Origin of the sequence: Ewingella sp. AOP8-B2-18 (assembly GCF_052376015.1) — a bacterium.
GTDB lineage: Bacteria > Pseudomonadota > Gammaproteobacteria > Enterobacterales > Enterobacteriaceae > Ewingella > Ewingella allii.
In genome coordinates this window covers 28,472-48,276 of the sequence record NZ_JBQSVB010000012.1, presented here as the reverse complement: position 1 = coordinate 48,276, position 19,805 = coordinate 28,472, and the positions used below count along the sequence as shown (strand labels likewise).

21 protein-coding genes are annotated in these 19,805 nt (G+C 54.1%); 15 read left to right on the top strand and 6 right to left on the bottom strand.

Features of this window, described 5'->3' with window-relative positions:
* Window positions 1-4: 4 nt before the first annotated feature.
* The 3 genes from ftsE to rpoH all read left to right on the top strand — a co-directional run bounded on the left by ftsE (window position 5) and on the right by rpoH (window position 2,914).
* Window positions 5-676 carry a cell division ATP-binding protein FtsE gene (gene ftsE, locus ACT3RR_RS19360; protein ID WP_496200937.1) on the top strand — a complete coding sequence of 224 codons (672 nt, stop codon included), beginning with the start codon at window positions 5-7 and terminating at the stop codon, window positions 674-676.
* Window positions 666-1,646: a permease-like cell division protein FtsX gene (gene ftsX / locus ACT3RR_RS19355; RefSeq protein WP_353504397.1), complete on the top strand. Its 981-nt coding sequence runs from the start codon at window positions 666-668 to the stop codon at window positions 1,644-1,646. Before ftsE ends, ftsX begins: the two co-directional genes overlap by 11 nt.
* Before the next feature lie 410 nt (window positions 1,647-2,056).
* On the top strand, window positions 2,057-2,914 hold the full coding sequence (gene rpoH, locus ACT3RR_RS19350; RefSeq protein ID WP_034794850.1) for an RNA polymerase sigma factor RpoH: 858 nt from the start codon (window positions 2,057-2,059) through the stop codon (window positions 2,912-2,914).
* A 90-nt stretch (window positions 2,915-3,004) separates the two neighbouring features.
* Here rpoH and panM read toward each other — a convergent pair whose 3' ends face one another.
* The gene (gene panM, locus ACT3RR_RS19345) at window positions 3,005-3,388 is read right to left on the bottom strand and encodes an aspartate 1-decarboxylase autocleavage activator PanM (RefSeq protein ID WP_353504399.1); all 384 of its coding nucleotides are present in this window, start codon (window positions 3,386-3,388) and stop codon (window positions 3,005-3,007) included.
* Between the two features lie 420 nt (window positions 3,389-3,808).
* Between panM and ACT3RR_RS19340 the strand changes: the two genes are divergently transcribed.
* The 10 genes from ACT3RR_RS19340 to ugpQ all read left to right on the top strand — a co-directional run bounded on the left by ACT3RR_RS19340 (window position 3,809) and on the right by ugpQ (window position 14,040).
* A complete protein-coding gene (locus ACT3RR_RS19340) occupies window positions 3,809-4,924 on the top strand; it encodes a branched-chain amino acid ABC transporter substrate-binding protein (RefSeq protein ID WP_100935237.1) in 1,116 nt (371 codons plus the stop codon).
* 87 nt (window positions 4,925-5,011) lie between these two features.
* Window positions 5,012-5,938, top strand: coding sequence for a high-affinity branched-chain amino acid ABC transporter permease LivH (gene livH, locus ACT3RR_RS19335; RefSeq protein ID WP_034794855.1), 927 nt, complete (start codon window positions 5,012-5,014; stop codon window positions 5,936-5,938).
* On the top strand, window positions 5,935-7,224 hold the full coding sequence (locus tag ACT3RR_RS19330; RefSeq protein WP_100935238.1) for a high-affinity branched-chain amino acid ABC transporter permease LivM: 1,290 nt from the start codon (window positions 5,935-5,937) through the stop codon (window positions 7,222-7,224). Before livH ends, ACT3RR_RS19330 begins: the two co-directional genes overlap by 4 nt.
* Complete coding sequence (gene livG / locus ACT3RR_RS19325) at window positions 7,221-7,991, top strand: high-affinity branched-chain amino acid ABC transporter ATP-binding protein LivG (RefSeq protein ID WP_353504400.1); 771 nt, start codon at window positions 7,221-7,223, stop codon at window positions 7,989-7,991. The genes ACT3RR_RS19330 and livG overlap by 4 nt, the downstream gene beginning before the upstream one ends.
* Before the next feature lie 13 nt (window positions 7,992-8,004).
* A complete protein-coding gene (gene livF, locus ACT3RR_RS19320) occupies window positions 8,005-8,706 on the top strand; it encodes a high-affinity branched-chain amino acid ABC transporter ATP-binding protein LivF (RefSeq protein ID WP_353504401.1) in 702 nt (233 codons plus the stop codon).
* A 320-nt stretch (window positions 8,707-9,026) separates the two neighbouring features.
* Window positions 9,027-10,343: a sn-glycerol-3-phosphate ABC transporter substrate-binding protein UgpB gene (ugpB, locus tag ACT3RR_RS19315; RefSeq protein ID WP_185688829.1), complete on the top strand. Its 1,317-nt coding sequence runs from the start codon at window positions 9,027-9,029 to the stop codon at window positions 10,341-10,343.
* A gap of 144 nt (window positions 10,344-10,487) precedes the next feature.
* Complete coding sequence (gene ugpA / locus ACT3RR_RS19310; RefSeq protein ID WP_353504402.1) at window positions 10,488-11,375, top strand: sn-glycerol-3-phosphate ABC transporter permease UgpA; 888 nt, start codon at window positions 10,488-10,490, stop codon at window positions 11,373-11,375.
* A complete protein-coding gene (gene ugpE / locus ACT3RR_RS19305; RefSeq protein ID WP_034794869.1) occupies window positions 11,372-12,217 on the top strand; it encodes a sn-glycerol-3-phosphate ABC transporter permease UgpE in 846 nt (281 codons plus the stop codon). The genes ugpA and ugpE overlap by 4 nt, the downstream gene beginning before the upstream one ends.
* 6 nt (window positions 12,218-12,223) lie before the next feature.
* Complete coding sequence (locus ACT3RR_RS19300; RefSeq protein WP_034794872.1) at window positions 12,224-13,297, top strand: sn-glycerol-3-phosphate import ATP-binding protein UgpC; 1,074 nt, start codon at window positions 12,224-12,226, stop codon at window positions 13,295-13,297.
* Window positions 13,298-13,299: 2 nt separating this feature from the next.
* Window positions 13,300-14,040, top strand: coding sequence for a glycerophosphodiester phosphodiesterase (gene ugpQ / locus ACT3RR_RS19295; RefSeq protein WP_496200936.1), 741 nt, complete (start codon window positions 13,300-13,302; stop codon window positions 14,038-14,040).
* A gap of 57 nt (window positions 14,041-14,097) precedes the next feature.
* Here ugpQ and ACT3RR_RS19290 read toward each other — a convergent pair whose 3' ends face one another.
* Both ACT3RR_RS19290 and ACT3RR_RS19285 read right to left on the bottom strand, forming a co-directional pair.
* Complete coding sequence (locus ACT3RR_RS19290) at window positions 14,098-14,484, bottom strand: carboxymuconolactone decarboxylase family protein (protein ID WP_496200935.1); 387 nt, start codon at window positions 14,482-14,484, stop codon at window positions 14,098-14,100.
* The gene (locus ACT3RR_RS19285) at window positions 14,481-15,695 is read right to left on the bottom strand and encodes an MFS transporter (protein ID WP_353504406.1); all 1,215 of its coding nucleotides are present in this window, start codon (window positions 15,693-15,695) and stop codon (window positions 14,481-14,483) included. Before ACT3RR_RS19285 ends, ACT3RR_RS19290 begins: the two co-directional genes overlap by 4 nt.
* A gap of 166 nt (window positions 15,696-15,861) precedes the next feature.
* Between ACT3RR_RS19285 and ACT3RR_RS19280 the strand changes: the two genes are divergently transcribed.
* Window positions 15,862-16,782, top strand: a complete 921-nt coding sequence (locus ACT3RR_RS19280) for a LysR family transcriptional regulator (protein ID WP_353504407.1) — start codon at window positions 15,862-15,864, stop codon at window positions 16,780-16,782.
* Between the two features lie 45 nt (window positions 16,783-16,827).
* Here ACT3RR_RS19280 and ACT3RR_RS19275 read toward each other — a convergent pair whose 3' ends face one another.
* Window positions 16,828-17,340 (bottom strand): hypothetical protein, encoded by a 513-nt coding sequence (locus ACT3RR_RS19275; RefSeq protein WP_353504408.1) that lies wholly within the window; start codon window positions 17,338-17,340, stop codon window positions 16,828-16,830.
* Between the two features lie 186 nt (window positions 17,341-17,526).
* Complete coding sequence (locus tag ACT3RR_RS19270; RefSeq protein ID WP_353504409.1) at window positions 17,527-17,826, bottom strand: DUF2756 domain-containing protein; 300 nt, start codon at window positions 17,824-17,826, stop codon at window positions 17,527-17,529.
* A gap of 200 nt (window positions 17,827-18,026) precedes the next feature.
* On the opposite strand from ACT3RR_RS19270, the gene ACT3RR_RS19265 reads away from it, so the two are divergent.
* A complete protein-coding gene (locus ACT3RR_RS19265) occupies window positions 18,027-18,926 on the top strand; it encodes a carboxylate/amino acid/amine transporter (protein WP_485903926.1) in 900 nt (299 codons plus the stop codon).
* On the opposite strand, the gene metR is transcribed toward ACT3RR_RS19265, so the two are convergent.
* Entirely contained in the window at window positions 18,814-19,767 is a 954-nt protein-coding gene (gene metR, locus ACT3RR_RS19260) for an HTH-type transcriptional regulator MetR (RefSeq protein ID WP_496200934.1), read from the bottom strand. The two genes, ACT3RR_RS19265 and metR, sit on opposite strands and share 113 nt — an antisense overlap.
* Window positions 19,768-19,805 lie beyond the last annotated feature (38 nt).

Genomic DNA, 19,805 nt, shown 5'->3' with positions numbered 1-19,805 from the left:
ACGGATGATTCGCTTTGAACAGGTCAGTAAAGCTTATCTAGGCGGGCGACAGGCGCTGCAAGGTGTCGATTTTCACATCCAGCAAGCTGAGATGGCTTTCCTGACAGGTCATTCCGGCGCGGGTAAAAGTACCCTGCTGAAATTGATATGTGGGATTGAACGCCCAAGTACCGGACACATTTTGTTTGGCGGTCACGACATCAGCCGCCTGAAAGCCAGCGAAGTGCCGTTTTTGCGCCGCCAGATTGGCATGATTTTCCAGGACCACCACCTGCTGATGGACCGCACGGTGTATGACAACGTGGCGATGCCGCTGATCATCGCCGGGGCCAGCAGTGAAGATATTCGCCGCCGCGTCTCCGCCGCTCTGGACAAAGTGGGGCTGCTCGACAAAGCGAAGAACTTCCCGATTCAACTCTCCGGTGGTGAACAGCAGCGTGTCGGCATCGCCCGCGCCGTGGTGAATAAACCTGCGGTATTACTGGCGGATGAACCGACCGGTAACCTTGATGATGCGCTTTCGGAAGGCATTTTGCGTTTGTTTGAAGAATTCAACCGTGTAGGCGTGACCGTTTTAATGGCAACTCATGATATGGCACTGATTGCCCGTCGTAACTACCGTACACTGACCCTGAGTCAGGGGCGTATGGCGGGAGGCTCGCATTATGGCCAATAGCCCTAAGCCGACCAAAACAGCCAAAAGCGCGCGCGTCGCGAAAAGCAAAGCCCTACAGGGCGGCTGGCGTGAGCAGTGGCGCTACGCGTGGATGAACGCCTTGGCCGACATGATGCGTCAGCCTCTGGCGACCTTGCTGACTATCATGGTTATCGCAATTTCCCTGACTCTGCCGAGCGTCTGTTATTTGGTGTGGAAAAACGTCAGTACCGCCGCCGAGCAGTGGTATCCGACGCCACAGTTGACGGTTTACCTCGACAAAGCGCTGGATGACAACGCGGCCGAAAATGTCATTAAGGCATTGAAAGCCGAGGCGGGTGTCGACAAGGTCAACTACTTGTCACGCGACGAAGCCATGGGCGAGTTCCGCAACTGGTCTGGCTTTGGCGGCGCGATGGACATGCTGGAGCAGAATCCACTGCCCGCCGTGGCTATCATTACGCCGAAGATGAATTTCCAGGACTCCAACACGCTCAACACCTTACGCGACCGCGTGGCGGCCGTGCAGGGGGTCGATGAAGTGCGAATGGATGACAGTTGGTTCGCAAGGCTGGCGGCGCTCACTGGCCTCGTCGGGCAGGTGGCGGCGATGATTGGCGTGCTGATGATTGTCGCGGTGTTCTTGGTTATCGGTAACAGCGTGCGGTTAAGCATCTTCAGCCGCCGCGACACCATTAACGTGATGAAGCTCATCGGCGCGACCGACGGCTTTATCCTGCGGCCCTTCCTTAACGGCGGCGCGATGCTCGGTTTCTGTGGTGCCTTGCTGTCACTGATCCTTTCCGAAGCCTTAGTCTTGCGCTTAGAAAGCGTGGTGACGCAGGTGGCGAAAGTGTTCGGCACCACCTTTGACCTGCACGGCCTCGCGTGGGATGAAAGCCTGCTGTTACTGCTGATTTCCGCGATGATTGGCTGGATCGCAGCCTGGCTGGCGACCGTACAACATTTACGGCGATTTACACCACAATAGCGATTTTTTGGTATACTCTTCTCCTGCTGCAAAGGATCCTGTGCAGGGGAAGAGCTGATTTAGCGTTCCAACATCTTGTCTTACATCTCTTCCTCCCTGAAAGCACGAATTCCCTATCCGGTAGCCAGTTCGTCACATAAAGTCGCTAAGCTGCAATTGCGCAGATTAGGAACTTTACGTGCAATTCGCGGTCTTATAGTGTGGTAAAAATTTACCCGCTGGCGGTGAATGAGCGCACTGACTCTCGCCAGACATGCAGCAAAGATGAGTGAGAAAAGCAGTATTCAGAAAAGCAGTAAATATGAAGGGCTCTGCGTTGTTTTTGTTAGTACGCCGTTAGGGCAATGCGGTATTCACTCCGCAGCAACGCAGTATAAAACCTGCATAACGTCATACATGAGAGGCTTTGAATGACAAAAGAAATGCAAACTTTAGCATTAGTTCCCCAAGGTAGTCTGGAAGCCTATATTCGGGCCGCCAATACTTATCCTATGCTCACCGCAGAGGAAGAACGGGCGCTGGCTGAACGGCTGCATTACGATGGTGATCTGGAAGCAGCGAAACATCTGATCCTGTCTCACCTGCGCTTTGTTGCTCACATCGCCCGCAACTATTCAGGCTACGGTCTGCCACAGGCTGACCTTATCCAAGAAGGTAATATCGGCCTGATGAAAGCGGTTCGCCGCTTTAACCCAGAAGTGGGCGTGCGTCTGGTCTCCTTCGCGGTGCACTGGATCAAAGCAGAGATTCACGAATACGTGCTGCGTAACTGGCGTATCGTGAAAGTCGCTACCACTAAGGCGCAGCGCAAGTTGTTCTTCAACCTGCGTAAAAACAAACAGCGTCTGGGCTGGTTCAGCCATGACGAAGTGGAGCACGTTGCTCGCGAGCTGGGTGTCACCAGCAAAGACGTTCTGGAAATGGAATCTCGCATGGCCGCACAGGACATGACGTTTGACCCGACTCCGGACGATGAACCACGCGACGGTGCCGCGATGGCGCCGATGCTTTATCTGCAAGATAAGAGTTCAGACTTTGCAGAAAGTATCGAGGAAGATAACTGGGATCGCGACGCGACCGACAAACTGACCTATGCAATGGAAGGTTTGGACGAGCGTAGCCAGGACATCATCCGCGCCCGCTGGTTAGATGACGACAACAAAACCACTTTGCAGGAGCTGGCCGACAAGTACGGCGTTTCCGCAGAGCGTGTTCGTCAGCTTGAGAAGAACGCGATGAAGAAACTGCGTTTGGCGATTGAAGCCTAAGCAGCTCTTCAGCCGCTGTACTTCAGCAAATAAAGAAAAAGCGACCTGCGGGTCGCTTTTTTTATGCCTAAATTTCAGCGTTCAAGCCGTTTAGCGATTCCATTCCCAGCCATCGGCGGTTTTATGGAATTTACAGGCCAGCATAAAGGCATCGAGGACTGGGTCAGCTTCGGCTTTCATCGTCCAGTGGGTGATTTCCGGCATCTGCGCCAGCGTATCCTCTACCAGATATAAACCCACGCCGCGGCGACGGGTCACTTCGCGCACCAGCAAATCCTGCAGTTCAGCACTTTCGCCTGTCAGGCTGACTTTAACCGCCGCCAACAGACGCTCGTTAAATTTTGCAGCGAACAGGGCGCGGTTCCCACTGAGCCAGCTTTGCCACTCGGCAGGAGAATGCTCCGGCCAGATTTTTGCCAGATCTATCAAGTCTTGCGCACTAAGCGAATCGAGTTTTTGAATGGTTAATTTCATGAGGCGAACAGGCAGATAAACAGGCGCACATTATAGCGGATTGACCGCCAGCGGGGCGCGTAACTTTTTTTGTACAGTAACAGAGCAAAAACTTTTTCGGCGATCCAACTATAAGCGATAAATGTTGGCTTTAATCAGTAAAGGCAGCGTTAACCGCTGTAGTCGTTGCCCATAGCCGCATTTATACCCAAATAAAATTCTGTTTACACCTCTTGTTTCTGATTGTGACATTTGATTTGCAGCAGAATATTCCTGTTTAATGGCATGAAAAATAAAGTCTTATTTGAAAATAAGACCCGATAAGCCGCTAACGTATTATAACTTATAACAAATTTCTTAAGTGACGATATTTTAAGCAGGCGAGAAATGCCAAAACAACACAACAAACACACATCACAAATCATTAGATGGGGTATCAGGATGAATATGAAATCAGGAAAAGTATTGCTGGCCGGCTGTATCGCATTGGCAATGAGCCAAGCCGCCGTGGCGAAAGACATCAAAGTCGCCATCGTCGGCGCCATGTCAGGCCCGGTAGCGCAATACGGCGACATGGAGTTCACCGGCGCAAAACAAGCTATCGCTGATATCAATGCTAAAGGTGGCATCAAGGGTGACAAACTGGTTGGCGTGGAATACGACGATGCCTGTGACCCGAAACAAGCCGTGGCGGTGGCCAACAAAGTGATTAACGACGGTATCCGTTATGTTATCGGCCACCTGTGCTCTTCTTCTACTCAGCCCGCTTCTGACATTTATGAAGATGAGGGCGTGCTGATGATCACCCCTGCCGCGACCAACGCTGACCTGACCACCCGTGGCTACAAGCTGATTATGCGCACTACCGGTTTGGACTCCGATCAGGGCCCAACGGCGGCGAAATACATCCTCAATACTATCAAGCCACAGCGCATTGCCGTGGTTCATGATAAGCAGCAGTACGGCGAAGGTCTGGCGCGCTCCGTGCAGGATAGCCTGAAGAAAAACGGCGGTAACGTGGTGCTGTTCGAAGGTATCACCGCAGGCGACAAAGACTTCTCCACGCTGGTGGCGCGTCTGAAGAAAGAGAACGTCGATTTCGTTTACTTCGGCGGTTACTACCCGGAAATGGGCCAGATCCTGCGTCAGTCAAAACAAGCCGGTCTGAATGCGAAATTCATGGGTCCGGAAGGCGTGGGTAACTCTTCCCTGTCCAACATCGCCGGTGATGCTTCCGAAGGCATGCTGGTGACTCTGCCAAAACGTTATGATCAGGTTCCTGCTAACCAGCCAATCGTTGATGCGCTGAAAGCCAAGAAACTGGACCCAACTGGCCCATTCGTCTGGACCACCTACGCCGCGCTGCAAGCTTTGACGACCGGTATGGAACGCAGCGGAAGTATGGAACCGGCTGACATCGCCAAAAACCTGAAGTCTCAATCCGTGGACACCGTGATGGGCCCACTGAGCTGGGATGAGAAGGGCGACCTGAAAGGCTTCGAGTTCGGTATTTTCGAGTGGCACAAAGACGGTACTTCTACCCCAATTAAACCATAACCGCAGCAAAGTGGTTCTTCGCTCCCTCTTCTGAAAAGGGGAGGGAGTTGCACCAGTCATCAAACCCTTGAAGTAAAAGGATAGGGTATGTCAGAGCAGTTCCTATATTTCATTCAGCAGATGTTCAACGGCGTGACGTTGGGCAGCACCTATGCGCTGATCGCCATTGGCTACACCATGGTTTACGGCATTATCGGCATGATCAACTTTGCCCACGGCGAGGTGTATATGATCGGCAGCTATGTCTCTTTTATTGTCATTGCCGCGTTAATGATGATGGGGATCGACGCCAGCTGGTTGCTGATCGGCGCCGGATTCATCGCCGCGATTGTGATCTCCAGTGCCTACGGCTGGAGCATTGAGCGCGTGGCCTATAAGCCAGTGCGAAATTCTAAACGCCTGATTGCGCTGATCTCCGCCATCGGGATGTCGATATTCCTGCAAAACTACGTCAGCCTGACCCAAGGCTCGCGCGACCTCGCGCTGCCAAGCTTGGTCACCGGCCAGTGGACGCTTGGCGTCGCCAACGGCTTTGCCGCGACTATCAGCACCATGCAGCTCATCATCTGGATTGTGACTTTTGTCGCCATGCTGGCCCTGACGCTGTTTATCCGCTATTCCCGCATGGGTCGCGCCTGTCGCGCCTGCGCCGAAGATTTGAAAATGGCCAGCCTGCTGGGCATTAGCACTGACCGCGTGATCTCCCTGACCTTCGTTATCGGCGCATTAATGGCGGCGGTGGCGGGCGTGCTGCTGGGGCAATTCTACGGCGTGATTAACCCGTACATTGGCTTTATGGCGGGGATGAAAGCCTTCACCGCGGCGGTTCTCGGTGGCATCGGCAGCATTCCGGGCGCGATGATTGGCGGCCTGATTTTAGGCGTAGCCGAAGCCCTGACCTCGGCCTATCTCAGCACCGAATATAAAGACGTGGTGTCGTTTGCCCTGCTGATCGTGGTGTTGCTGGTGTTGCCAACTGGCATCTTGGGTCGCCCGGAGGTTGAGAAAGTATGAAGCATCTCAACCTGTTTAACGCGCTGCTCTCCGCCTTCGTTTTACTGGTTTTAGCCTCCTTTATCATGGGGCTGCAACTGAGCCTTGATGGCACCAAGCTGGTGGTGAACGGCGCAGGCGAAGTGCGCTGGACGTGGATTGCCATCGGCTGCGCCGTGGTGTTCGTCTTCCAGCTGTTCCGCCCGTTAATGAGCAGCGGCCTGAAGAAAATCTCTGGCCCAAGCTTCGTCCTGCCGAGCTTTGACGGTTCAACGCCGAAGCAGAAACTGCTGGCGCTGGTGCTGATTATTGCCGCTATCGCGTGGCCCTTTATTGTCTCGCGCGGCACGGTGGACATCGCTACTCTGACCCTTATCTACATCATGCTCGGCCTTGGGCTGAACGTGGTGGTTGGCCTGTCTGGCCTGCTGGTGCTGGGCTACGGCGGCTTTTACGCCATTGGGGCCTACACTTACGCGCTGCTGAATCACTATTACGGCATCGGTTTTTGGGAAGCGTTACCACTGGCCGGTCTGGTTTCTGCCGCCTTTGGCTTCTTGCTCGGCTTCCCGGTGCTCAGGCTGCGCGGCGACTATCTGGCGATCGTCACCCTCGGCTTTGGGGAAATTGTCCGTATTCTGCTGCTGAACAACACCTCGATCACCGGCGGGCCGAACGGCATTAGCCAAATTCCAAAACCGACGCTGTTTGGTCTGGAATTTAGCCGCACCCCGCGTGACGGCGGCTGGGACACCTTCAGTAACTTCTTTGGCGTGGCCTATGACCCGAGCGATCGCATCATCTTCTTATATATGGTGGCGCTGCTGTTGGTGGTCTTGACCCTGTTCGTCATCAACCGCCTGCTGCGCATGCCGCTGGGCCGCGCGTGGGAAGCCCTGCGTGAAGATGAAATCGCCTGCCGCTCGCTGGGCCTTAACCCGACGCGCATCAAGCTCACCGCCTTTACTATCAGCGCCGCGTTTGCCGGTTTCGCCGGGACGCTGTTCGCCGCGCGTCAGGGCTTCGTCAGCCCGGAATCCTTCACCTTCGTCGAGTCCGCCTTCGTGCTGGCAATCGTGGTATTGGGCGGTATGGGCTCGCAGTTTGCGGTTATTCTGGCGGCGATTTTGCTGGTGGTGTCGCGCGAACTGATGCGTGATTTGAATGAATACAGCATGTTGCTGCTCGGTGCATTGATGGTTCTGATGATGATCTGGCGTCCACAGGGCCTGTTGCCGATGAAACGCCCACAGTTGAAATTAAAATTGTCTAAAAGACAAATCGCCGACAAAGGAGAGCAAGCATGAGTAGGCAACCTCTCTTGTCAGTAGAAGGGTTGATGATGCGTTTTGGCGGCCTGCTGGCGGTGAACAACGTGGCGTTAAACCTCAATCAGGGCGAAATCGTCTCGCTGATTGGCCCCAACGGCGCCGGTAAAACCACGGTGTTTAACTGCCTGACCGGTTTTTATAAACCAAGCGGCGGCACCATCAAGCTGCGCGATCAGCATCTCGAGGGTTTGCCGGGCCAGAAGATTGCCCGCATGGGCGTGGTGCGAACCTTCCAGCATGTGCGCCTGTTCCGCGAAATGACCGTGATTGAAAACCTGCTGGTAGCCCAGCATCAACACCTTAAGAGCGGCATGCTGGCTGGCCTGTTTAAGACGCCGGGCTTTCGTAAAGCCGAGGCAGAAGCCTTGGACCGCGCCGCCGACTGGCTGGAGCGCGTCGGCTTGCTCGAACTGGCCAACCGTCAGGCGGGGAATCTGGCTTACGGCCAGCAGCGCCGTCTGGAAATCGTCCGTTGTATGGTGACGCGCCCTGAAATCCTGATGCTCGACGAACCCGCCGCCGGGCTTAACCCGCGCGAAACGGAAGAGCTAAACCAGCTGATCGCCGAGCTGCGTAACCAGCACAATGTGTCAGTTTTATTGATCGAACATGACATGAAGCTGGTGATGGGCATTTCGGACCGCATCTATGTGGTGAATCAGGGAACGCCGCTGGCACAGGGCACTCCGGCAGAAATTCGTAATAACCCAGACGTCATTCGTGCGTACTTGGGCGAAGGGTAAGGGGCAGAACGCGATGTTGTCATTTAATCAGGTATCCGCCCATTACGGCAAAATTCAGGCGCTGCACGAAGTCAGCCTGCACATCAATAAGGGTGAAATTGTCACCCTTATCGGGGCCAACGGCGCGGGCAAAACCACGCTGCTGGGTAGCCTGTGCGGCGAGCCTCGCGCCAGCCATGGCTCTATTGTTTTTGAAGGTCAGGACATCACCCAGTGGCCGACCGCCAAAATCATGCGTGGCGATATCGCCATCGTGCCGGAAGGGCGTCGGGTGTTTTCGCGCATGACGGTAGAGGAGAATCTGGCGATGGGCGGCTTCTTTGCCACCCGCGACCAGTATCAGCAGCGCCTCCAGCGCGTGTTCGAGCTGTTCCCACGTTTGAAAGAGCGTCGCGCTCAGCGTTCCGGCACCATGTCCGGCGGGGAACAGCAGATGCTGGCGATTGGCCGGGCATTGATGAGCCAGCCGCGCCTGCTGCTGCTCGACGAGCCTTCGCTAGGTTTAGCACCAATTATCATTCAGCAGATTTTCGACACTATCCAACAGCTGCGTGAAGAGGGGATGACTATCTTCCTGGTCGAGCAAAACGCCAATCAGGCCTTGAAGCTGGCGGACCGTGGCTACGTGCTGGAAAACGGCCACGTGGTGCTGGAGGACAGTGGCGCAGCTCTATTAGCCAACGAAGCTGTACGCTCTGCCTATCTCGGCGCTTAGCTTACCCTGCATCCTTCACGCTGCCTCTGCGTTGGCTGCCTTCATTCACCCCAGTCACTTACCTGTGTAAGCTCCTGGGGATTCATTCAGTTGCCGCCTGGATGCAACGCAAATGATTTTGGGTAAGTGGTAGAAGGCTTAAATCTTAAGGACATCTTCGGATGTCCTTTTTACTTTTATTTTTCTCTCTTTCGTAACTCTGCTGTCACCTGCCTGTAACCAAATCATTATTTTTCTGTCATTTATGCATGTCATGTTAGCTCCCGAATAAGAAGATCCTTACGACACCGTCACTACACAGCCCTCTTCAGGAGACAAGCATGCTTAAGCACGCTGTTACAAAAACGACACTTTGCATTGCACTGGCATTCGCGTTCAGCACCCAGGCGATGGCGGTAACGGAAATACCTTTCTGGCACTCAATGGACGGCGAGTTGGGCAAAGAGGTGAACTCTCTGGCCGACCGTTTTAATCAGGCTCATCCTGACGTCAAAATCGTGCCGGTTTACAAAGGCAAGTATGATGAAAGTCTGGCAGCAGGCATCGCGGCTTACCGTAGCGGCAAAGCGCCAGCCATTCTGCAAGTTTATGAAGTAGGCACGGCGACCATGATGGCGAGTAAAGCGATCAAGCCGGTCTACGAAGTCTTTTCCGACGCGGGCATCAAAGAAGACGTTTCCCAGTTCGTTCCGACTGTCTCGGGCTATTACTCGGATTCTAAAGGGCGCCTGCTGTCACAGCCTTTCAACAGCTCCACGCCGGTGCTGTACTACAACAAAGACGCCTTTAAGAAGGCTGGCCTGAACCCTGATCAACCGCCAAAAACTTGGCAGGACATGGCGGCTTACACCGAGAAGCTGCGTCAGTCAGGCGTGAAATGTGGCTACGCCAGCGGCTGGCAGGGTTGGATTCAGATTGAGAACTTTAGCGCATGGCATGCTCTGCCAATCGCCACCAAAAACAACGGTTTCGATGGCACTGACGCGGTTCTGGAATTCAACAAACCGTTGCAGGTTAAGCACATCCAGATGCTGGAAGACATGAACAAGAAGGGTGATTTCACCTACTTGGGTCGTAAAGACGAGTCTACCGCCAAGTTCTACAACGGTGACTGCGCGATGACCACCGCGTCTTCAGGTTCACTGGCTGACATCCGTCAGTACGCTAAATTCAACTACGGCGTGGGCATGATGCCTTACGACGCAGACGTGAAAGATGCGCCACAGAACGCCATCATCGGCGGCGCAAGCCTGTGGGTGATGAACGGTAAAGATAAAGAAACTTACAAAGGCGTTGCTGAGTTCCTGCAATTCCTGACTACTCCGGCTATCGCCGCTGAATGGCACCAGAAAACCGGTTACCTGCCAGTGACGACCGCGGCTTATGAGCTGACTAAGCAACAAGGCTTCTACGAGAAGAACCCAGGTTCTGACGTAGCGACTCGCCAGATGCTGAACAAGCCACCATTGCCGTTCACTAAAGGTCTGCGTCTGGGCAACATGCCACAGATTCGTACCATCGTAGACGAAGAGTTGGAAAGCGTGTGGAGCGGCAAGAAGACGGCTCAGCAGGCTCTGGATTCAGCTGTAGAGCGCGGTAATCTGTTATTGCGTCGCTTCGAAGCTTCCACTAAGTAACTGTTTTAGCTCCCTCCCCTGATAAGGGGAGGGTTGGGGTGGGGTATTTCGACGACTTCCGAGTAGCCTGTTAACCCCCTCCCAGCCTCCCCCTTCGCAGGGGGAGGAGCGAACACCTCCCACCGCTTTAACGAGTAACCCACTATGAGTTCACATCGCCCCGGTTTTGGTTGTAGCTGGCTGCCTTACGCGCTGGTGTTGCCGCAACTGCTGATCACCGTGATTTTCTTTTTATGGCCTGCCGGTCAAGCCTTGTGGTATTCGGTGCAAACGCTGGATCCTTTCGGTTTATCGAGTGAGTTTGTCGGACTGAGCAACTTCAAACAGCTGTTTCATGACTCCTACTACCTCGACTCTTTCTACACCACGCTGAAATTCAGTTTCCTCGTGGCGTTTATCGGCCTTGCTGTTTCGCTGTTTTTTGCCGCGCTGGTGGACCACGTGGTGCGCGCCAGCCGCATCTACCAGACGCTAATGATCCTGCCGTACGCCGTCGCGCCCGCCGTGGCCGCCGTGCTCTGGATGTTCCTGTTTAGCCCCGGCCTCGGCCTTATCACCCACTTCCTTGGGTCAATCGGCTATGACTGGAACCACGCGCAGAACAGCGGACAGGCGATGTTCTTGGTGGTGTTGGCCTCGGTCTGGAAGCAGGTCAGCTACAACTTCCTGTTCTTCCTCGCCGCGCTGCAATCTATCCCTAAATCTCTGGTTGAAGCCGCCGCCATTGACGGCGCGGGCCCGGTGCGCCGCTTCTTCAATCTGGTGCTGCCGCTGATTTCGCCAGTGAGCTTCTTCCTGCTGGTGGTTAACTTGGTTTACGCCTTCTTCGACACCTTCCCGGTGATTGATGCGGCGACCGCGGGCGGCCCGGTTCAGGCGACCACCACCCTGATTTATAAGGTTTACCGCGAAGGTTTCGCCGGTCTGGATCTCTCCAGCTCCGCCGCGCAGTCAGTGGTGTTGATGGTGCTGGTATGCGGCCTGACGTTTATTCAGTTCCGCTTTGTCGAGCGTAAGGTGCGTTACCAATGATTGAGAACCGTAGAGGGCTGGATATTTTCAGCCACACCATGCTTATCCTCGGCGTGCTGGTGATCCTGTTCCCGCTGTACGTGGCTTTTGTCGCGGCAACGCTGGATAACAAACAGATTTTTGAAGTGCCGATGTCGCTCATTCCGGGTTCACACCTGTGGGACAACATCCGCACTATCTGGACGCAGGGCGTGGGCGACGGCAGCCCGGCCTTTGGTCGCATGCTGGTGAACAGCTTTATCATGGCGATGGTCATCACTATCGGTAAGATTTCGGTGTCGATGCTGTCGGCTTACGCCATCGTCTACTTCCGTTTCCCGCTGCGTAACCTATTCTTCTGGCTGATTTTCTTGACGCTGATGCTGCCGGTAGAAGTGCGTATCTTCCCGACTATTCAGGTGATTTCCAACCTGAACATGATGGACAGCTACACCGGCCTGACGCTGCCCCTGATGGCCTCGGCCACCGCCACCTTCCTGTTCCGCCAGTTCTTTATGACCTTGCCGGACGAGCTGCTGGAGGCCGCGCGTATCGACGGCGCGAGCGCCATGCGCTTCTTCTGGGATATCGTTCTGCCGTTATCAAAAACCAATCTGGCGGCGCTGTTTGTCATCACCTTTATCTACGGCTGGAACCAGTATCTGTGGCCGATCCTCATCACCAGCGACGCCTCGATGGGCACGGCGGTGGCGGGGATTAAAAGCATGATCTCTTCCGGCGACGGTTCCACCCAGTGGAATCAGGTCATGGCAGCGATGATTTTGACTTTATTGCCCCCGCTTGCGGTGGTGCTCCTGATGCAGCGCTGGTTTGTGCGCGGTCTGGTAGACAGTGAGAAGTAATACGACATGGCAAATTTAAAACTACAGGCAGTCACCAAGTCCTACGACGGTAAAAATCAGATTATTAAAAGCATCGACCTGAACGTCGCCGATGGCGAATTCATTGTGATGGTCGGTCCGTCGGGCTGTGGGAAATCCACTTTACTGCGCATGGTAGCCGGTTTAGAGCGCACCACCAGCGGCGATATTTATATTAATGATCAGCGCGTTACCGAGCTGGAACCCAAAGATCGCGGCATCGCGATGGTGTTCCAGAACTACGCGCTTTACCCGCACATGAGCGTGTACGACAACATGGCCTATGGCCTGAAAATTCGCGGCTTCGGCAAGGCGCAGATTCAGGCGCGAGTTGAAGAAGCGGCGCGTATTCTGGAGCTTGGCCCGTTGCTAAAACGCAAGCCGCGCGAACTCTCCGGCGGCCAGCGTCAGCGCGTCGCCATGGGTCGTGCCATCGTGCGTGAACCGGCGGTCTTCCTGTTCGACGAACCGCTGTCGAACCTTGACGCCAAGCTGCGCGTGCAGATGCGCCTCGAGCTGCAACAGCTGCACCGCCGCCTGCGCACCACCAGTTTGTACGTGACCCACGATCAGGTTGAGGCGATGACGCTGGCAGAGCGGGTGATCGTGATGAACAAAGGCATTGCCGAGCAGATTGGTACGCCGTCAGAAGTTTATCGCCGCCCGGCAACGCTATTTGTTGCCAGCTTCATTGGCTCCCCGGCCATGAACCTGCTGCCGGGCACGCTAGCCAGCAACGGCAGTTCGCTGGTGATGGAGGGCGGTTTTGAGCTGCCCCTCAGCCAGCCGCGCCCGGAGTGGGGCGGACGAGAGTTGACGGTGGGTATTCGACCGGAGCATATTCAGCTGACTGACGACCCGCAGGCCGGTATTCCAATGAACCTCAACACGTTGGAACTGCTCGGCGCTGACAATCTGGCGCACGGCAAATGGGCCGGCGCAGGCGTGGTTGTGCGTCTTAATCACGAAGTTTGCCCTGAGCCGGGCACGCAGTTACGTTTGGTTTTGCCGACGAACGCGCTACACTTTTTCGATACCCACAGCGGTTCAAGAATGGAGTAAACATGACAGTTTGGCCTTATCCACGGATTGTGGCGCATCGGGGCGGCGGTTCTCTGGCCCCGGAAAATACCCTTGCGGCGATTGATGTCGGCGCGAAGTACGGCCACACCATGATTGAGTTCGACGCTAAGCTGGCGCAGGACGGCGAAATTTTCCTGTTGCATGACGACACACTGAACCGCACCAGCAACGGCTGGGGCGTGGCGGGTGAGCTGAGCTGGGACAAATTGCGCCAACTGGACGCCGGTGACTGGTACGGTGCGGCGTTCAAAGGCGAAAAACTGCCGCTGTTGGCAGAAGTGGCCGAGCGCTGCGCGCGTCACAACATGATGGCGAACATTGAGATTAAGCCAACGACCGGCACGGATACCGAGACGGGGAGCAAAGTGGCGCTGGCGGCCAAAGAGTTATGGCGCGACCATCCCGCGCCGCCGCTGCTCTCCTCTTTCGAGTTTGACGCCTTGCTGGCGGCCAAGCAGGCCGTGCCCGAACTGCCGCGCGGTTTGCTGCTCGACGAATGGCGCGATGACTGGAAAACGCTGACGGACCAACTGGAGTGTGTTTCCCTGCATATCAACCATAAAGAGCTGACCGAAGCGCGTGTGAAAGCCTTGAAAGACGCCGGTTTGCACATTCTGGTCTACACCGTTAACTCACCAGACCGCGCCCGCACCCTGCTGGCATGGGGCGTTGACTGCATCTGTACTGATGCTATTGACGATATCGGCCCAGATTTTGCGTAAAAATTGAGTTCGAAAAGAGGGGATATCTGCACTGCTGATATCCCCTTTTTCATTTTATTAGCGGGCTTGAGACTGCGCCAGTGCGGCACGATAAGCGGTGATCGCATTCATGCAGGCGGGCACTCCGGCGTAAATTGCCATCTGAATCACGATCTCCAGCAACTCCTCCTTGGTCACGCCAACATTCATCGCGCAGCGCATGTGCAGCTCCAGTTGAGGCTGGGCATGGCCGAGCGTGATCAGCGACGCCACGGTCAGCATCTCGCGCGTTTTCAAATCAATGCCCGGCCGTCCGACCACCGCGCCAAAGGCGTAGTCGGTGATCAGGCGCGGCAGGTCGGGGTCGAGTTCGCCCAAACGCGCACTCACGGCGTCTGCCAAACCCGGCTCCAGTTTTTCCATAATCGCACGGCCATACTCGGTGAGTTCGTTACCTGATTTCATGCTGCTTCTCCTGATAAGTGGGAAATGTTACGGGTGTTAACGGGGATAATGGCGACCAGCAGCAATGACAGGCCCATAGCCACGCCAGCGATGCTCATCAAGACGGGAATACTCATCGCAGCAACCAGCCATGCGCCGACCAGCGCGCCACAGCCGATGGCGGCGTTAAAGCAGGAGACGTAAATAGCCGTGGCGGGGAAAGCGTTCTCGGCGGCGGTGCGTAATACCCAAGTTTGGAAACCGACAAAAATTCCCGATACGGCCAATCCCCACACCACAATCAGCGCCATGATCTGGCTACCCGTCAGCGCGGCTCCCCATAACCCGAGCACGAGAAGCGTGGCTGTAATCATCACGATAGAGAGTGAAACCAAGGGCTTAAGCCATTTGTCGATGAAGATGCCGGTGATGAAATTGCCAGCCAGCCCCGCGACGCCAAACATCAGCAGCATGAGCGGGATCAGGCGGGAAGAGAGAGCGTGTAGGCCCTGAAGCCAAGGCTCGATAAAGGTAAAAGCGGCAAAGTGCGCGGTAATGGCCAGCAGCGTTGCGGCATAGATTTTCCATAAGGTGCTTGAACGCAGCACGCGGCGCATGGCTTCAAGCCCTAATGTGCTGGCGCTTTTGACTTGTGGCACCATCAGCGCGATACCCAGATAAGCCACGATGCTCAGTGATGACATCATCCAAAATGCCGGACGCCAACCGAAGTTAAGCCCGATATAGTTCGACAAGGGGACGCCGAACACGCTGGCGGCCGACACGCCGCCAAATACCACGGAGGTAGCGACGCCGATATAGCTGGCGGGCACCATCGCGACCGTCGTCGCGCCAATCATCGCCCAAAACGCGCCGTGGGCCAGTGCGCCAATGACTCGCGCGACCAGCAGCCACGAGTAACTATCTACCGTGGCGCACAGGCTGTTGGAGATAAACATCACCGACATAAGAATCAGCAGCAGCCTTTTCTTTGGAAAATTTCCGAGAAAAATCGATGACAGCAGGGCACTGATGGCCCCCACCCACGCGAACAGCGTCACGGTTAGCCCAATCATGGATTCTGATTGCTGTAAGCCTCGCGCCATAGGCGTTAAAAGCCCAATAGGGGCCAATTCAGTAGTAACAATAGTGAAGGCGGAGATGGCGAGGATAAGCAGCGCCAGCCACGTTTTTATGCCCAGAGACGGGTGAGTATCTTGAGAGGTTTTCATGATGTTCCTTGGATGCTGAGAAACCAATAATCTTCACCTCCCACCATACGCAGCGTGATTTTTTAGAGAATTGTTAGTTTTGTAATATCAATTAGGTATCACCAAGGGCGAGACAAGTGCTAATTTGGGGACATTGGGTCTCAGTGAATAACAGCGGGAGTTGCACGTGAATGATTTCAGCGTAAATCTGCCTACGATTAAGCAGTTACAGTGCTTTATCGCCGTGGCGCATGAATTGAATTTTCGCCGTGCCGCCGAGCAGATGAAAATGAGCCAGCCGCCGCTGACCCGGCAGATTCAGACCCTCGAAGCCCTTCTTGGTCAGCCGCTGTTTATCCGCAATACCCATCAGGTGCAGCTAACCGAGGCCGGTAAGCAGTTGCAGCGTCAAGCTAAACCTTTGATTGAACAACTTTCACGTTTGGTAAAAGAGATTAAAGTAGAAAGTGAAAAGCTCAGAGTGGGCGTGACCCGCGCGCTGGATTTCACCCTCATCCCCTCGATTCATGCGCATCTGGCCGCCCTGATGAATATCGACGAGGTACTCTCTTACCATCTGAATTCTCGCCAGCTGTTGAAAATGCTCGATAGCCAGAGTCTGGACATTGTCTTTACGGGAGAAAAGTCCTCGGGGCATGACGACGAGTTCGACTTCTTCTGGCTGCACCAGGAGCCGCTGATGCTGGCTTTGCCTTCATCGCACCCGGCAAGTATTCAGGAGCGGGTGTCGCTGAAGGACGTCGCCGACTTAGCCCTGTTTTGGTTTTCGCGCAGTGCAAATCCGAGTTTTTACGACAAATGCGAGCAGGTGTTTAACGCGCTGCCTTTTGCTTTGCAGTTCAAACCAGAGTCCGAGGATTCATTGCTGACTTTGGCCAACGTGGCGCGGGGAAACGGTATGGCGCTGATGCCACAATCCATGTGTTTATCGACCAGAGAAGGGCTGTGTTATCGCAAACTGGATGAGCAGACTTCGAGCCAGCTGAATATTGATGTCTATTTGGCGACGCGGAAAAATGAGCAGCGGGAACATGTGCTGGAGGCGGTGAACGTATTCTTACCAGAAAAAAAGGATATTAAAAAATAACAAAAGGCGCGGAAGCCTCGCCTTAATAATTTAAAAACTTATTCTTTAATTAATTGGCTGTATTCGGCATGACATATTATTAAAAATTGTACTGTTTTTCTCTGTTTCATAGCCTGATTCGACTTTTTTCTGCAAATTAAAACAATATTCTTCATGCTCTGTTGCAGCCTGTGTGCAAGATAAAAGGATAAGTAATGATAAAATTGCAAATATTAATAAATGTACGAAGGACCAAATGAAAGCCCTTTTCTTTGAAATAAAAGGGCTCACGGTGCTTATTACTATAGCTTTGTATGAAGATATTATTGAGCCGCCTAAAAATGCTCCAGCAATGAAGAGTGCTATTGGATTTGCATATTTTAAAAGTGGAGAAATAAAATAACTTAATACTAATGCGAAAATCCCATAATGAAAAAAATAATTAAAGAAATGTTTTTTTAGTTTATCTAAAGCTTCCATTTCCTCGTTTTTAGGATTGTGATTATAGTCTTTTTTTACTAATTCAAAATAGTGATCTTTTTTTCTTTTAAAATAATTCGACGTAGTTTTATTATTCATTTCCTGTAATTTCCTTATGAGTTAAATAAACTAAAGAATTTAGTGAAAATAGATTAATATATCAATAACTTAATTGCATGGAAAAGTATTTATATACAGGGGGAAGGGAAACGCGTTCAGGATGGGGGAAGTAGGGCGTCATATTAAATTGCCCCGCCGCGTTAAACAGCGGGGTAAAACTCTGACTTAATTCTGCTGCAGCGGCTGGCCCGGACGATTTAGCTGCTGGGTCTGCAGACGCTGCTGGTTGCTTTGAATTTGCGAGCGCAGTTTGAGCTGTTGCTGCTGCTGGTTATTGCGCAGGTCTTGCTGCAATTTCTGCTGCTGGATCTGCGAATTGGTTTGTTGCTGCTGCTGCATCCGTTCTTGCGAAGGGTTACTCAGCAGCTGTTGGTTGCGGTCAGGCACTGACACGGTGTTCGCCGAGGCGGCCTGAACGGCGAAAAGCAGGGGAATAGCGGCTACGAGCCCATAACAACGTTTCATCAGGTGATCCTCCAGTCAGTCATGATTTAAGTCTACGACATATCACCGGGTTGTGTGGTCCCCCATGGCACGGAACGCTCAAAGCGTGGGTCAGGTCTCGTTAGGTCAATAAACACACAGTGGTAAACCCACTTTCAGGTTCTCTACTTTGCAACATCCGTTACAATCAGCCTATCTTTTACTTTTTCAGGCTGAACTTCGTGCCGTTACTCGTTATTACCACCATTTTGTGGGCTTTTTCATTTAGCCTCATCGGCGTCTATCTGGCGGGTCAGGTTGACAGCGTCTTCTCCGTGCTGGTGCGGCTGAGCCTCGCCGCGCTGGTGTTTTTGCCGTTTCTGCGCTGGAAGGGTTATCCAGTAAAAACCCTGCTGATGTACATGGCCGTCGGCGCGATGCAGCTCGGCATCATGTATTTGATCAGCTTCGAAGCCTATTTGTACCTGTCGGTGCCGGAATTCCTGCTGTTCACGGTGATGACGCCGCTCTACGTGACGCTGATTTATGACCTGATCAGCGGGCGTAAAATCCGCAAAGGCTACGCTCTGTGCGCGCTGCTGGCGGTGGTCGGCGCGGCTATCATTCGCTATGACCATATCAGCGAACATTTCATCATTGGCCTGCTGTTGGTGCAGGCGGCGAATATCTGTTTCGCCATTGGTCAGGTGGGCTATAAACGCCTGATGGAAACCCACCCGATGCCGCAGCACACGGCGTTTTCATGGTTCTACATCGGCGCGCTGATTTGCGCTGTGGTGGCGTGGTTCCTGTGGGGCAATCCGCAAAAGCTGCCCACCACCGGCCTGCAATGGGGCATTCTGGTCTGGCTCGGCGTGGGGGCTTCGGCTTTAGGGTATTTCATGTGGAACTACGGCGCGACGCAGGTGGACGCGGGAACGCTGGGGATTATGAACAACTTCCACGTCCCGGCCGGGCTGCTGGTTAACCTCGCCATTTGGCAACAGCAGCCGCACTGGCCGAGCTTTATTATTGGTGCGGCAGTGATAATGGCTTCACTGTGGGTGCACCGACGTTGGGTTTTAGGGCATCACGGACAAACGGCAGATGGTCGCACGCGTGCTGCCGGGTCGAACGAATAAAAGCTTCCACAATAGGTTGGCGCTGCTCGCCATCACGCACGGCGGCGTACAACCTGCTCCACAAGCCATCTCCCAGCGTTTTAGTGACCACCAGTCCCTGACGTTCAAAGCTCTCCACCACCCAGTGGGGCAGCGCGGCAATCCCCATGCGGGCCGACACCATCTGAATCAACAACAGCGTGTTATCGACGCTTTTCAGCGCCGGGCTGACGCCTGCCGGTTCCAGGAAGTGACGCCAGATATCCAGACGCTGGCGCTGCACCGGGTAGATCATCAGGATCTCCGAACTTAAATCTTCCGGCGTGATAATCGCCTGCTTGGCCAGCGGATGGTCCGGCGCTAGCACCAGACGCACTTCAAAATCAAACATTGGCGAATAGTGCAGACCACTGCGCGGCAGGATGTCGGAGGTCAGCACCAAGTCCAGCTCGCCCTGCTGTAGCGCGGGCTGCGGGTCGAAAGTGACGCCAGATTTGAAATCCATCAGCACATTGGGGAAGCGCAGGCGGAAGTTATCCAGCGCCGGTGTCAGCCACTGAATGCAGCTATGGCACTCAATCGCGATACGCAATGACGCCTGATGCGGCTCGCTGCAAGCCTGTAGCGCCTGCTGGATTTGCGGCAGCACCTGTTCAGCCAAGTTAAGCATGATTTCACCCTGCGGCGTAAAGCGTAGCGGCTGGCTTTTTCGCACGAATAGGCGGAAACCCAGACGCTGCTCCAAATCGCTGAACTGATGCGATAAGGCAGACTGTGTCTGGTGTAGCTGCGCGGCGGCAGCGGCCAGCGACCCGGTATTACGTAAAGCTTGTAAGGTCCGCAGGTGTTTCAGTTCAATCATGAGAGTCCTTCACCGTGTCATGAATTATTTGCGCTTGT

What these genes read in the sequence shown, in the direction of transcription:
- ftsE (WP_496200937.1), top strand. Translation starts at nt 5, where the DNA reads ATGATTCGCTTTGAACAGGTCAGTAAAGCTTATCTAGGCGGGCGACAG.
- ftsX (WP_353504397.1), top strand. Translation starts at nt 666, where the DNA reads ATGGCCAATAGCCCTAAGCCGACCAAAACAGCCAAAAGCGCGCGCGTC.
- rpoH (WP_034794850.1), top strand. Translation starts at nt 2,057, where the DNA reads ATGACAAAAGAAATGCAAACTTTAGCATTAGTTCCCCAAGGTAGTCTG.
- panM (WP_353504399.1), bottom strand. Translation starts at nt 3,388, where the DNA reads ATGAAATTAACCATTCAAAAACTCGATTCGCTTAGTGCGCAAGACTTG.
- ACT3RR_RS19340 (WP_100935237.1), top strand. Translation starts at nt 3,809, where the DNA reads ATGAATATGAAATCAGGAAAAGTATTGCTGGCCGGCTGTATCGCATTG.
- livH (WP_034794855.1), top strand. Translation starts at nt 5,012, where the DNA reads ATGTCAGAGCAGTTCCTATATTTCATTCAGCAGATGTTCAACGGCGTG.
- ACT3RR_RS19330 (WP_100935238.1), top strand. Translation starts at nt 5,935, where the DNA reads ATGAAGCATCTCAACCTGTTTAACGCGCTGCTCTCCGCCTTCGTTTTA.
- livG (WP_353504400.1), top strand. Translation starts at nt 7,221, where the DNA reads ATGAGTAGGCAACCTCTCTTGTCAGTAGAAGGGTTGATGATGCGTTTT.
- livF (WP_353504401.1), top strand. Translation starts at nt 8,005, where the DNA reads ATGTTGTCATTTAATCAGGTATCCGCCCATTACGGCAAAATTCAGGCG.
- ugpB (WP_185688829.1), top strand. Translation starts at nt 9,027, where the DNA reads ATGCTTAAGCACGCTGTTACAAAAACGACACTTTGCATTGCACTGGCA.
- ugpA (WP_353504402.1), top strand. Translation starts at nt 10,488, where the DNA reads ATGAGTTCACATCGCCCCGGTTTTGGTTGTAGCTGGCTGCCTTACGCG.
- ugpE (WP_034794869.1), top strand. Translation starts at nt 11,372, where the DNA reads ATGATTGAGAACCGTAGAGGGCTGGATATTTTCAGCCACACCATGCTT.
- ACT3RR_RS19300 (WP_034794872.1), top strand. Translation starts at nt 12,224, where the DNA reads ATGGCAAATTTAAAACTACAGGCAGTCACCAAGTCCTACGACGGTAAA.
- ugpQ (WP_496200936.1), top strand. Translation starts at nt 13,300, where the DNA reads ATGACAGTTTGGCCTTATCCACGGATTGTGGCGCATCGGGGCGGCGGT.
- ACT3RR_RS19290 (WP_496200935.1), bottom strand. Translation starts at nt 14,484, where the DNA reads ATGAAATCAGGTAACGAACTCACCGAGTATGGCCGTGCGATTATGGAA.
- ACT3RR_RS19285 (WP_353504406.1), bottom strand. Translation starts at nt 15,695, where the DNA reads ATGAAAACCTCTCAAGATACTCACCCGTCTCTGGGCATAAAAACGTGG.
- ACT3RR_RS19275 (WP_353504408.1), bottom strand. Translation starts at nt 17,340, where the DNA reads ATGAATAATAAAACTACGTCGAATTATTTTAAAAGAAAAAAAGATCAC.
- ACT3RR_RS19270 (WP_353504409.1), bottom strand. Translation starts at nt 17,826, where the DNA reads ATGAAACGTTGTTATGGGCTCGTAGCCGCTATTCCCCTGCTTTTCGCC.
- metR (WP_496200934.1), bottom strand. Translation starts at nt 19,767, where the DNA reads ATGATTGAACTGAAACACCTGCGGACCTTACAAGCTTTACGTAATACC.